Source organism: Enterococcus larvae, from assembly GCF_017830045.1.
GTDB classification, from domain to species: domain Bacteria; phylum Bacillota; class Bacilli; order Lactobacillales; family Enterococcaceae; genus Enterococcus_L; species Enterococcus_L larvae.
Window position 1 is genome coordinate 316433 of sequence record NZ_JAEDXU010000003.1, and the last position, 12331, is coordinate 328763.

At 38.6% G+C, this 12331-nt stretch carries 17 protein-coding genes; 5 read left to right on the plus strand and 12 right to left on the minus strand.

Annotation, left to right across the window (positions count from 1 at the left end; all coding sequences use genetic code 11):
- Nucleotides 1-230 precede the first annotated feature (230 nt).
- On the minus strand, nucleotides 231-881 hold the full coding sequence (locus I6N96_RS07970) for a recombinase family protein (RefSeq protein WP_209557034.1): 651 nt from the start codon (nucleotides 879-881) through the stop codon (nucleotides 231-233).
- A 195-nt stretch (nucleotides 882-1076) separates the two neighbouring features.
- On the opposite strand from I6N96_RS07970, the gene I6N96_RS07975 reads away from it, so the two are divergent.
- The 4 genes from I6N96_RS07975 to I6N96_RS07990 are packed head-to-tail and all read left to right on the plus strand — an operon-like array spanning nucleotide 1077 to nucleotide 3314.
- Nucleotides 1077-1475 carry a hypothetical protein gene (locus I6N96_RS07975; RefSeq protein ID WP_209557035.1) on the plus strand — a complete coding sequence of 133 codons (399 nt, stop codon included), beginning with the start codon at nucleotides 1077-1079 and terminating at the stop codon, nucleotides 1473-1475.
- Nucleotides 1476-2705: a hypothetical protein gene (locus tag I6N96_RS07980; RefSeq protein ID WP_209557036.1), complete on the plus strand. Its 1230-nt coding sequence runs from the start codon at nucleotides 1476-1478 to the stop codon at nucleotides 2703-2705.
- A gap of 16 nt (nucleotides 2706-2721) precedes the next feature.
- Nucleotides 2722-3066: a hypothetical protein gene (locus I6N96_RS07985; protein ID WP_209557037.1), complete on the plus strand. Its 345-nt coding sequence runs from the start codon at nucleotides 2722-2724 to the stop codon at nucleotides 3064-3066.
- A complete protein-coding gene (locus I6N96_RS07990) occupies nucleotides 3063-3314 on the plus strand; it encodes a hypothetical protein (protein WP_209557038.1) in 252 nt (83 codons plus the stop codon). Before I6N96_RS07985 ends, I6N96_RS07990 begins: the two co-directional genes overlap by 4 nt.
- Before the next feature lie 67 nt (nucleotides 3315-3381).
- Here the strand turns inward: I6N96_RS07990 and I6N96_RS07995 are convergent, their stop codons facing one another.
- From I6N96_RS07995 to I6N96_RS08005, 3 genes are all read right to left on the minus strand, one after another.
- On the minus strand, nucleotides 3382-3780 hold the full coding sequence (locus I6N96_RS07995; RefSeq protein WP_209557039.1) for a recombinase family protein: 399 nt from the start codon (nucleotides 3778-3780) through the stop codon (nucleotides 3382-3384).
- Between the two features lie 102 nt (nucleotides 3781-3882).
- Nucleotides 3883-4392, minus strand: coding sequence for a hypothetical protein (locus I6N96_RS08000; protein WP_209557040.1), 510 nt, complete (start codon nucleotides 4390-4392; stop codon nucleotides 3883-3885).
- Nucleotides 4393-4409: 17 nt separating this feature from the next.
- The gene (locus I6N96_RS08005) at nucleotides 4410-4607 is read right to left on the minus strand and encodes a hypothetical protein (protein WP_209557041.1); all 198 of its coding nucleotides are present in this window, start codon (nucleotides 4605-4607) and stop codon (nucleotides 4410-4412) included.
- 194 nt (nucleotides 4608-4801) lie between these two features.
- Between I6N96_RS08005 and I6N96_RS08010 the strand changes: the two genes are divergently transcribed.
- Nucleotides 4802-5188: a hypothetical protein gene (locus tag I6N96_RS08010; protein WP_209557042.1), complete on the plus strand. Its 387-nt coding sequence runs from the start codon at nucleotides 4802-4804 to the stop codon at nucleotides 5186-5188.
- 230 nt (nucleotides 5189-5418) lie between these two features.
- Here the strand turns inward: I6N96_RS08010 and I6N96_RS08015 are convergent, their stop codons facing one another.
- The 8 genes from I6N96_RS08015 to I6N96_RS08050 form a co-directional block, all read right to left on the minus strand.
- Nucleotides 5419-5574, minus strand: a complete 156-nt coding sequence (locus I6N96_RS08015) for a hypothetical protein (RefSeq protein ID WP_209557043.1) — start codon at nucleotides 5572-5574, stop codon at nucleotides 5419-5421.
- 1 nt (nucleotide 5575) lies between these two features.
- Entirely contained in the window at nucleotides 5576-7009 is a 1434-nt protein-coding gene (locus I6N96_RS08020) for a glycoside hydrolase family 1 protein (RefSeq protein ID WP_209557044.1), read from the minus strand.
- Between the two features lie 14 nt (nucleotides 7010-7023).
- Nucleotides 7024-8883 (minus strand): beta-glucoside-specific PTS transporter subunit IIABC, encoded by a 1860-nt coding sequence (locus I6N96_RS08025; RefSeq protein ID WP_209557045.1) that lies wholly within the window; start codon nucleotides 8881-8883, stop codon nucleotides 7024-7026.
- Entirely contained in the window at nucleotides 8884-9732 is an 849-nt protein-coding gene (locus tag I6N96_RS08030; protein ID WP_209557046.1) for a PRD domain-containing protein, read from the minus strand.
- 325 nt (nucleotides 9733-10057) lie between these two features.
- Nucleotides 10058-10474, minus strand: coding sequence for a hypothetical protein (locus I6N96_RS08035; protein WP_209557047.1), 417 nt, complete (start codon nucleotides 10472-10474; stop codon nucleotides 10058-10060).
- 269 nt (nucleotides 10475-10743) lie between these two features.
- Nucleotides 10744-11505, minus strand: coding sequence for an ATP-grasp domain-containing protein (locus I6N96_RS08040; RefSeq protein ID WP_209557048.1), 762 nt, complete (start codon nucleotides 11503-11505; stop codon nucleotides 10744-10746).
- Between the two features lie 80 nt (nucleotides 11506-11585).
- A complete protein-coding gene (locus tag I6N96_RS08045) occupies nucleotides 11586-11768 on the minus strand; it encodes a CopG family transcriptional regulator (protein WP_086350614.1) in 183 nt (60 codons plus the stop codon).
- 144 nt (nucleotides 11769-11912) lie between these two features.
- Nucleotides 11913-12326, minus strand: a complete 414-nt coding sequence (locus I6N96_RS08050; RefSeq protein WP_209557049.1) for a DUF3788 family protein — start codon at nucleotides 12324-12326, stop codon at nucleotides 11913-11915.
- Nucleotides 12327-12331 lie beyond the last annotated feature (5 nt).

Below are 12331 nucleotides of genomic sequence, written 5' to 3' on the forward strand. Positions count from 1 at the left end.
GTTTTTAGTTTCACCTCCGTTGTTCATCTCGTTATAACGAACGAAATAAGAAGACAATAAAAAACGCCCACTCAATAAGGTATAAACCTTATTAAATCAGCGTTTTGTAGTCAGAAAAGTATATGTATAATTGCCAAATTAGTTATCTTTTTTAGACGTTCGATATAAAGAGGAAAGACATAAATGGTTCCAATAAAAAGTTTACCACATGTCACTAGTGTTTTAAAGGGCTATTTTACAAGCTTTCGACGCTTTATACCACTTTCTTTGACAGTTTTATAGATTGAACTTTCACTAACCTTGAGGCGCTTCGCTATAGTTTTTACTGGCATTGAGTTTAATTGGTATAGGTCTAATATTTGTTGTTTCTTTTTATCCGGAAGAGCAGGTTTTCCAAGAATAGCACCATTTTCTCTAGCTTTTCTTAGTCCTTCTTTTGTTCTAAAGCGTATATTATCTAGTTCAATTTCTGCCACGTAGCCAAGAACTAGGCAGAGTAAACGTCCTGTGAGTGAATCTGTTTCAATGTTTTCTTGGAGTGAAATGAGTTTGATATTATGCTGGTTTAGTTCGTCGATGATGTTTGCGAGCGTCAACATTTTTCGAGTGAGACGGTCTAGTTTATAGATTTGTAAAGTAATGATTTTGTCATTTTTAGCTAGTTGTTTGGCTAGTGAAATAGCATTTGTCAGTTCGGGGCGGTTGTCATTGTCTCCAGATTGTTTTTCTGAAAAGATAATATCACAATTCTTTAGTGCTTCTGTCTGAACTTCCAAACCTAATTTTTGCCGATCGTCCTGAGATGAAACACGGGCATAGCCGATTTTTACTTTCTCTAATTTCTCCAGTTCCTGTATTTTCTTTTTCTGCTGTTTTTCCATGTTGGAAGCCTCCATATATATTAGTTTGTCATACATATATATGGTATAGCGAAATGGAGAAATAATTGAACCCTAGCTATTGTGTGATATTGATAAAGAAAATTTTTACCGCAATTGTCTATACTTTTTGGTATACTAAACTTATTATCGAATTTATAATAATGCTTTACAAAATAGAAAGTAAAGGACAAATAAATGAAAAAGAAAGTTATTATAACGTTGATTATCGTATTGCTATTAATTATTGGTGTTGGAGGAGGATTTTATATGTTTAAACAAAAAGAAAAAGAGGCTCAGGTTATTGAGTGGGAAAAGGTTGCAGCTAAGCAAATAAAAAATACTTTTGCGGATATTGAAGAAATTCGTTTTTCAGATAAATATAGAGATAATTGGCTAGCGGGAATAGTTGCAGTTACAGTTGAGCTAAAAACTTCTGAGAATGTTGCTAAGTTAACAATCGATTTACCACTTAATGAGGATGATGAAAAAATTTCGAGCTATGGATCTGGTTATGGTGGGATATTTGCCGATAAAGGAATTACTGAAAATGATGTTAAAGTTATTTATTCAAATGGACAGGAGGAGACTTTATAATTGTACACAGATCAGGAGTTGAACGAATTAAATAAAAAAGTATATCATGTTGACCCAAAATATAACACTGCTTCAGAAGTTTATGTCGCTAAGCCAGATTCTGAACTGAAAAATAATGAAACAAATATTGTTACTGCTGGAGGTAAAGATTTTAAAGTCGTCGCCTCCGCAGACATCGACAACAACGGCTACCAAGGTTTTGCCGTCGCCCCTATCACGAAAGAATATCCACAAGGAGACCCAAACAATGTAGCGATTATTTCAGCTGGAACAACGCCACCCTCACCAATTGGTGAGGGTTCGGATGGTCTGACAGATTTTTTCACAGCGTTCACTTCAAAAGCTACGAATAATGGCGGCTCATTACAGACAGGACAAGCCGATGATTTCGTGGATTTTGTCATCAATAAAAAAGGCTACAATGTCACTCAACTAAGCGGCTATAGTCAAGCGGCATACATGTTAAAGATTGGGGCGAAATATAAAATACCCACAACTGTTTTTAATGGCTGGTTTTTATACGATTCCCTTAACGAAGACGAAAAGAAATTTATGATGGAACATCCAGAACTGTTTAGAAACTACCGTAAATTGGATGATTCTACAGTGAAATTATTAGATGGAAACGACCGTAATAAGCTTATGGACTTGGGGACAATCTTTTGGTTTGAAGGTGATAGTCACGGTATCAAAGATTGGACATTTGATAAAAACGGCAATGTCGTCTTTGGTAAGTCAGACAATCCGAACGTAAAAATGTCTGAGATTGCTTGTCAGGCTTCTCTAGATAAGCTGGCATTACTTCAGCTAAGAAAAAGACTTTCGTCCAGTGGTGGTGGACTTTCTTCGAATGAAGAAATCTATTTAGATGACAGCGAGGCACTTCTTGCGGTTGAAACCGCCTCAAGAATGAGTAAAACTATTTTAGATTCTATAAGGAAGAACTACCAAGACGCTATAACCGAAGCTGAACAATTATGGCAAACAACCGAGCAAGCGGCTCAAAACATTGGAACAACACTTAGTCATGGCGAAATAATGAGTGCGTTAGAATCTGGCGGAGCTACTCAGCAAACGATAGTAACTACACCTGTTTCCCAGTATCAAGAGAAAATTTCTGAACTGGAGAGTCAAACTGCAGAATATGAAACCCTTATTTCAACGATAAAATCAAGTATTGCCATGCTGGTTGCTAGTGACCAAGAATTAGCGAGTCAGATTCAAGGATAAAGGAGGTTTATTACACTTGAGCCAAACAATCGAGCAATTGGAAGACCAGTATTTAAAACGAAAGCAACAATACGAAACGAAAATAGATGACCTGCGCTTTGCCAAATATCAGGCTGTGCGCATTTTAGAAGAGGTTGCCCAGTTCAGCGAACATTACACCAAAACAATCACAGATGACCTGTCCGCTTTTCATAACGGCTTACGTGAATTAGATCATCTTGGTGATGAGTTTCAAGATAATTGTCAAAAAGAGATGAGAAAACTAGACAATGAGCTAGAAGACATAGAGGCAACCTATCGACGGGATTATCAACGATTATCTGAGCAAGCCAGTAAAGCCGAGGAGGATACTTCTGAGTGATAGATGATTTATTAAAAGAATTTCGTAAGAACAGTGAGAAACTAATGATTCGCGTATCTGTGGCAAATTCATCTTACCAAAAAAGCCAAACTAATCAGCAATCCGTGGAGGAACGAGCCAAAGAGGATATCCACGCTCTAAAGACGAGTATTCAGAAAACAGCAGAAAATTTGGGTAGTTCAATAAAGGGGCAGTTTGGGAAGCAAGCTCAGGAATCCTTAAAAAAGCACAGTGAATCTTTGAAATAATCTTAATAGTGAAACGAAACTAAAAAATCCCCTTTAGCCAAACCAACTTGCCAAAAGGGGATTTTATCTATAACTCACTTTTTATTTTGGTTAATAAATCTGCAAAAAATCCATTTTCCGGATTGTAATCATCTAGTCGATATTCACCACGGTCTAATGTGATTAGTTTTGCGTGATTTAGTTCAATCTGACAAAGAATGATTTGTGCCACTCCTGAAAGGTTCCGACTGATTCGAGAAATATTGGTGACGATTATTCTATCTATTTTACCAGCTTCTAAATCCTGCAAAAGTTCCTTAATGGCTGGTCGGTCTAAGTTCGCTCCGCTTTGATGATTATCTATATAATGTTTGAATTTTTGAATATTTTTCTCTTCACAGTAGTTATTTAGCTTGGTCATTTGCTTATCTATTGCTTGTTTGTCGGCTGTTGCCGAACGACTGTAAAGTGCGGTTAATTTATGCATGTAGGTCATCCTTTCGTTTGATTCGACTATATCAGGTTTATTTATAAAAATAATGGAAGAAAACCGATATTGCTTAGTTTTCTTCCATTTGAGGCGGAGATGTTATTCTTCGTTTTTTATTGGAACAATTTCTTTAACAAATGCAGAACGTTCCACAGCACCCCAAGTTTCATAAATCTTCGTGACCATTTCGTCTGCTTCTATTCGTTCTGGACTTCCAGCAGGACGAGTCGGGATATAGCCATCCGTTATCGTGGTGATATATTCCTTAAGCGTTGTTCTTAATATTTCCATCCAGGGAACGCTCATCTTTTTGCAGATAGCCTTCACTTTGAGAAGTTGCCAGTCTTCGACTGGGTCTGCAGAAAGAGTTGGATCAAAATTTATAGAAAAAACTGTAGCGGAAGATTCTAAACGTAATTCTTCAAATTGAATGACTGCTACTACTTTAAAAAATACATACTCTGAATTTTCAAAGAAAAGTAAATCATCTGGGGCTATCTTACTGAAGTTCTCATTTTCAACATGTGCCAAATTCAAATAAAGATTCTCAGAACAGCAGATTTTCTCAAAGGTTTCTTCTTCAATTGATGCTAAGTAAACATGATACATTTTTTCATCTCTCCCAGCTAGATAATGATGACATACTCTTGAATAATCGCTAGTGCTTCCTCGTAAGATTTTGCATTCTCTTGAACTTCTTTCCATAGTTGATCAGCTTCGTTCAAGAAACTTTTTCGTTTTAACTCTTTACTTACAATTCCTAACAGATTAAAGATATTGCCATTCTCTCCAATCAGTTGTACTTCTAAACTTGTTTGTTTCAATCGCTTCATCTCCTTAATGTACTTGCTTTTATGCTTGGCAGTGTTGGACATAATAACTCGTTTAAGAAACTAAATCAAGTCTGTTTTTGCCTAGATAACGGGATTTTTCCTAAGATAAAGAATTTCTAAAAATAGACTGGACTTCCTTCGTATTCAGAGTTATCATCGTAAGGCTAAAGAACGAGAGGAAAGAAATGTACGAAAATTATAAAACGAAAGTAGCCTTAAAAGAACTAAGCCAAAGTCTTCGTCAAAATATTTATTGGGGAAACTTTCCAGATAAAGAAACATTTAACAGTGAAACTTTGGGTGAACATATTTCTGCAGAGCAGCTACCAAACTTCCTACAAACATTAGATGTTTGTGCTGAAGGCACAACATTGAGTTTTACTAAAACGACAACAAATGTGAAAGGCGTAAACTGGAAAACAACTGATTGTTATTATGTGATTGAAGTTGACTTTGCAACAATTGAAAATCTTCTGAAGAAAACGATCGAAAGTCAGAATGCTGAAGAGATGATGAACGGACTGCAGAGATTACTAAACCAAGAGGTATCATTGGTATTGTGGCCAAAATAAGAATAATTAGATGAAAGAACTGTAGCGGAAAAACCGCTACTTTTTTTATTTCGTCAAGTTAATATGAACTATGGCGAAATAAGTGGCACAGTGGGAAAATAGTAATAAGTCGATAAAGGATTCGACTTTTTGTTTATATTCACACACAGCGCATTTTGTGGCTGCACAGGGCTAGTATTAGAGTAAAGAAAAACAACTGACAGTGATGGTCAGTTGTTTTGGGTTATAGGTTATTCATTTGGACTGCTCGCCGACTGGTCAGCTTCCGCTGCCGCTTCTTTCTCAGTGTCTGAGGTCGTTGTTTTTCCACTTTCGCCACTGCTGCATCCAGCAAGTAATAATCCTACTGCTGCCCCAACAATACCTAACTTTATCACTCGTTTCATTTTACTTCACTCCCGCTTCACTATTATTTTCAATTACTTTTTTAAACCAATAAAAAGAATCCTTTTTGCTTCGTTTCAAGCTTCCTTGTCCTTTATCATCCAAATCGACATGGATAAAGCCATAGCGTTTACTCATTTCGCCAGTCGTAGCACTGACTAAATCAATGGGTCCCCAAACCAGATAGCCCAAACATTCCACATGATCCTCTTCCACAGCTTTCCTGATTTGCTCAACATGCTTTTCAATATAATCAATGCGGTAGTCATCATGGATTTGTCCATCTGTTTCCACCACATCCTGTGCACCTAAACCATTTTCTGTGATCATGATTGGTAGTCCGTATCTTCGATATAGATAGTTCATCACATACCTGATTCCTGCTGCATCGATTGCCCACCCCCATTTTGATTGCTCTAAATAAGGATTTTGAACACCACCGAAAAGAGAGGCTTCTCCCTCAACAGTTTCCTTTGGTTCAGCCACACTTGAAAAGTAGTAATTCAGTCCGATAAAATCCAGTTTCCCTTTCGCAAAATCTTCTTGATCCTCTTCTGTAATCGTCACATTCAAACCAGCAGCTTGATATTCCTTTAGTTTATAAACAGGAAATTTACCATTACACATTGCATCGATTTGATAATAGTCGCGATCGTTCTCCAAGAAGCCCTTCAGTACATTCTCCGGATCACAGTTATAGGAATAGATTGGATTCAAACCAAACACACAGCCAACGATATTTTTCGCATTTATTTCATGAGCCAATCGTACTGCCTTAACGCCAGCTAATGTCATATTATAGCCAACTGTTGCCAGCTCCTGCGCTTTATTCTCCAGCTCGCTGTATTTCAATCCGGCGACCAGATACGTAAAGATATCCGAATGCTCCGATTGGGGATCGATATGATTCATCTCATTGAAGGTGACCCAATACTTGACTCGCCCATCATATTCCTTCATCACTGTTTCACAGAAATTCAAGTAGAAGTCAATGACCTTTCGATTCTTCCAAGAACCATATTGATGGACTAAATGGATCGGCAGCTCAAAATGGTACAACGTGACGATTGGTTCAATACCAGCAGCAAGCAGTGTATCGATCACTGATCCATAGTAATCCAAACCAGCTTGATTAGGCTCTGCATCATCCCCATTTGGAAAAATTCGTGACCAGTCAATGGACAATCGTAATGCTGTAAAGCCCATCTCTTTAAAGAGAGCAATATCCTCTTTATATCTATGATAAAAATCGATCCCTTGATGAGATGGATACGCCATACCCGCTTCAATTGTCTCAGTAATCACTCTCGGCGTATCTCTCGATCCCTTTGTAACAAGATCCATGATTGCCGGTCCTTTGCCGTCTTCTTGCCAGCTGCCTTCACATTGATGGGCAGCGATACTGCCGCCCCAGAAAAACTCTTTTGGTAAACTCATCTTCCTACCTCCTGTTAAAAGACTACAGTCAATAATTCGTCCGCATCATTTGCACTTGCTGAAATGACATCTAAATAGTCACTTGAATTGGTGATGACAGCCATGATTGTCGGATCAAACCCAGCTTCTTTGATTTTATCCACTTCATAAACAGCCAGACGATCGCCTTTTACGACTTTTTCTCCTTGCGTGACAAAACTTTCAAAATATTGACCATTTAGATTCACAGTATCGACGCCAATATGGATCAACAGCTCGATTCCTGTTTCTGTTCGAATCCCATATGCGTGCTTTGTCGGGAAAACAACAGTGATCGTTCCATCTACCGGAGAAACGACTGTTGCCTGTTCTTCATTTGGAATAATTCCTAAGCCTTTTCCTAAAGCACCGGAGGCAAAGGCCTGATCGCTTACCTCATTTAACGCAATTACTTCGCCTTCAGCAATTTTACCAATAGCTGCTTGCTTCAAACCTTGGATATCTCCGCTGATAATTTGTTCATCGTCCTCTGACAGTTCTGTGACCGCCTTCTCATTTGGAATTCCTAACCCATAAGCGACTGCAGTTGCTATAACAAATGCAACGACAACACTGATCAGCATCCAGACGAAATTATTCACACCGCCTGCCAAATAAGTAGGCATAGCAGCTAACCCCCAAACCATTCCCATTGTTTTGACTCCTGCCAATCCGGCAATTGTCCCACCGATACCGCCACCGATGATTACCGCTAAAAATGGACGACGATACTTCATAAACACCCCAAAAATCGCAGGCTCAGTAATTCCCATCAAGGCACTGAAGCTGACTGTCCCAAAGGTTTGTTTCTCCTTGCCTTTGCTTGCACGCAGAAAGTAACCCACCATCGCACCGCAAACTGCCACATCAGAAATCGTAGCAGCCGCATTGAAGATAGGATCATAGCCTAAGGTGCCAAGGAAGTTCAAGACGATTGGGTACGTAAAGTTTGCTGCCCCTAATACGATCAGGAACGGTTGTGTCGCCGCATAAATTGCAACAACGATCCAGTTTCCAACTGTCGTCATCAATAAATTGAAGAAGGCATTCAGACCATCGCCGATCCATGTTCCGATCGGTCCAAAAACCATTAGGATGATTGGTAAAGTGATGACCAAGGACAGCATGGGAACTAAGAAATAATGCAGGCTTTTTGGAATGAACTTATTCAAATATTTCACGACTAATCCAAGGAACCAGACCCCCAACATGATTGGGATAAATGTATTTGCATAGCCGATCGTCTGTAATTGAAAACCAAATATTGATAGCCCTTCAACACCATCAATATTCGCTGACAGTAATGTAACTGCCAGCACCATTGCAAGGTATTGATTCACATGCAGACGCTTAGCAGCCGATGCTGCAATAAATACTGGTAGAAAATGGAACACTGCGCCACGCAGCGTGTCAAAAATCATGTAAGTGGGGCTATCCGCAGAGACAATCCCTGTTAATGTAAAGATGGCCATGATCCCAGCTAAAATCCCCGCAGCCAGTAAAACCTCTACGATAGAGGTCATCGTTTCAGAAATCACGACCAGAATCGACCCTGCGATTCCCTTGATCCCTTTTGGCCTAGTTGTTTGTGTACTGTTGTCTGACGGTGTCAACCCCAGCATCGCCATGAATTCGGTATAGACATCCATTACATGCGTACCAATAATGATTTGATAGGCAACTTCGTTGGAAACAACGTCAATAACACCATCCAGCTCTTTGATTGCTTCTGTTTTTGCCGCTGACCGATCTTTCAAAGTCAGTCTTAGACGTGTAACACAGTGGGCAACTGCTTGTATATTCTCCTTGCCGCCGACAAGCTCAATAATCTGCTCATTTAATTTTTCATAACTCATCTATTTTTCCTCCAGTCGTTCGGTCACTCGATTGATATGCAGCATCAGGTAGGTTTCTTCATTGACCGTGATTTCAGTTGCAAACTGCGACTTCACGTATACCTTGATCTTCTGCACTGCTTTAAATGATTCCGAATATAGTTGGCTGACCTGCTTGTACAGATCCAATGATTCTTTTTCGTCTTCATGTATTTCGCCACGGATGATTCGCTGAACAAAATACTGCAGATGGGTCGTAAAACGCATATAATTTGTGGAGCTTTCATCCAGTTTGACCTTGAAATGCATTTCGATGATCGAGACAATATCACTCAAGGCTCTCATTTCCTTGATGCGATCCTCTTTTGTCTCACGACTCTCTTCCATATTTACAAAGTGAAGGGTCAATGAAACAGCCTCATCCTCCGGCAATTCAATTCCTTTTTGTTTAGTGATCATCTCCAGCGCCTTGAGCCCCACCTCAAAATGTTTTGGATAAAATCGCTTGATATCCCAGATCAACGGGCTTTTGATAAATTGTTTCTTTTCCACACGCTTCAACAGGAATTCCAAATGATCTAGAAGAGTCAAACTTAAATAATCGCTTGCTCTGATCCCCAACTCCGATTCGCTATAGGAAATAATATTATCGATCAGGATGATGTCATTTGGATCTGAATGGGACAAGAGATAACTGAAATGATCCAGCATGTCGTAAGAATCCAAAATATACATTTTTTCTATTTCATTTTCAGGAACCTGCTCTCCTTTTTTCCTTCTGAAGCCGATTCCTTTAGATACAACAAAAACCTCACATCCCCCTCTTTTGACCAAAGCAACGTTATTATTTAATATTTGACTGATCTTCATTTTTTCCTCCTTTCCAGAAAAAAAACCCAAGAAAGCCTACAAAAAGCATCTTGCTTTTCGTACACTTTCTTGAGTTCTGCCTGATTTATTCAGTAACATACTCACAATCATGACTCCAGCGTCATGATTCGATTTTTTTTCTAATTTTTCGTCTTCATTCTATCGAACCCAACAGAAAATGTCAACGTTTTCTTAAAATACAAGAAAAAGATCGATTCGATTTGACAATCTGTCTCATCGGATCGATCATAGCTGGTACTTTCATTTTTACATAGTTACGCTGTTGAATTTTTTCTGCACCGGCACTTCTTTCAAGGCTCTTTGCTCATCTTCTTCTGATATGATTCATGATCAGCTTCATCTGACTAGTCAGCAGCTTGACCTGATTTTCCAGTACATTGATTCTTTTCTCCGCCCAAGCAAGTTCTGAAGTCAGCTCTGAAACATCTTTTTCTTTTTTATCCAAGTCTACCTCATCTGCATATAAACCTGTTTTTCCTGAATTCTCGTACTGTAAAATCAGCGCGGGAATCTGAGCATCTTCGATCATCACCTGTGTTCTGTCAATTGTCTGTCCGGCGTCATTCGAATAGCTTGTCGCTAAGGTCTTCATTCCTTCAAGAGCATTTGGGCCAACGGCATAGCCTTTGTCTGTCTCTTCAATGAATTTCTGCTCAACCATCCATTGGTAAAAAATTGTTTGGTTGAGTCCATACTCTTTTTTGACTTCCTGCAATTTCATAAGATCCCCTCCACTGTTGATCCACCAAAGCATAGAAGTTGCTGCAAACAAAATCCTCAATAACGAGATTATACAACAAGTTCACCAATTTTAATATATATTTCTTACAAAAGAAAAGTTTTTATAATCAATGACAGATAAACCTGGCAATGCACTTTCTGTTCTATACTCTTTTAGTTTACCAAATATCTATCAATCATAAAAAGCTTAAGTCACTGATTTTCAAATTTTTAATCATTCTATAAGCAGTGGTTTCATCATGTAAAAAATCATTGTCCTGTCAGCGAATTCAATAATAAAACTTCATTTTTTTCGAAATAGGGTGCAGTCAGTTCTTTCCAACGAGCTTCCAGAAAATGAGACGCCGATATAGGCATCAGACCATAATTCCCTATTGCATAGCCGTCGTTGACCTCAACAATCAAGGTCCTGCCATCTGCTGTGACACCAATATCCAACACATAGGCGCAGGGACTGGTATCCCATGCAGCTATTGCTTCATCGATTACAGAAGCATCATAGTGTGAATGATGATAATCCCCTTTATATGGTCGAACATCCAGAACTTTTCCATTCAGTACAAATACTCGCCACTCTGCTTGAAAAGAAACATCTTCACTGATCCATACAGGGAAATCAAAGGGCAAACCAATCCCAATCAAGTCCTTGGTTCCATTTACTACTCTACCGGTAAATGCTTTATCCGCCAAAAGCGGTTTAACAAACTGTCCCCAATTCTCAGGAATATTCACAATTTCCCCTAAAAGCCCTTTTCTGATTCGGCGACCGTAAAAGGCTGAAAGCTCAGCAGGATAATCCTCAAAATCAGTTTTTATCTCCATCAATTGTAAGATTTCCATAGTCTCTTTTATATAATCAACAACGACGTCCTCTTTCCTCAGCTCGCCGATCTCTTGAAGCGCTTGATAGCGAATGATTTCTTCGCCCCGTAAATAGAAACCTACCAATGCGTTGTATTTATTGATACTGGTTTCTGTAGGTACGGGTGTTTCACGAATATAAATTGTCATACTCTTACTCCTTTCACTAGTGATTCACAAGTGCAACACTCATTCAATAAAAAAGAAGGAGAATTTTCTCCTAGCTTCAATCAGTTCTTGATATTCCCCATAACATCATCAAAGGTTTCTACTGTGTTTAGCAATAATTCAATCACCTGTGATTTTGTCAGGCGTAATCCTCGTCGATCACGAGCGTCCTCAACCAAATGTTCTAGCTTTTCCAGATTTTTATCATCTAGGCTGATCATTACACGATTTTTATCTGTTGCCATACTTGCTCTCCATAAGTTTAGATTTATTTAAACATATATTAACACAAGTGTAACACTTGTGCAATGTTCAAAAATTGGAAAAACTAAAAAATCAGCTGCAGGATCATCATTCATCCTGTAGCTGATTCATGGAATTTACTGCCTTTACTTCGCCCTCTTTTTATAATCTATCAATTGATAAACATCGGGTAATTCACTTTCGCTATAAATATCGATTTTAAGCGAGGTTATCTTACTGCCATTGGGCGGAGTATTTGAAAACATTCGTTTTAAATCATCTGCTATATCTAATTCCAAAACACCTTGTTTGTTTCTTTCGTTGAAATTAAACGCAATCGTAAGATGACCTTTCACTGCTTCTCCCCAAAATATTGTTTTTTTCTTCCGAGTTACCTTTGCCAACCAACCGCCATCCCTATAGAAACGCCACTCTAAATCAACATCAAAATCTGCTAACTTGTCTGCCAGTGTTTTATATGCAGAAAAGCTATTTCCTAAAACAATACTTAAATTTTCATCAGACGGCTCTATATTTTTATCCTTTTTAAAATCTATCATCGTAT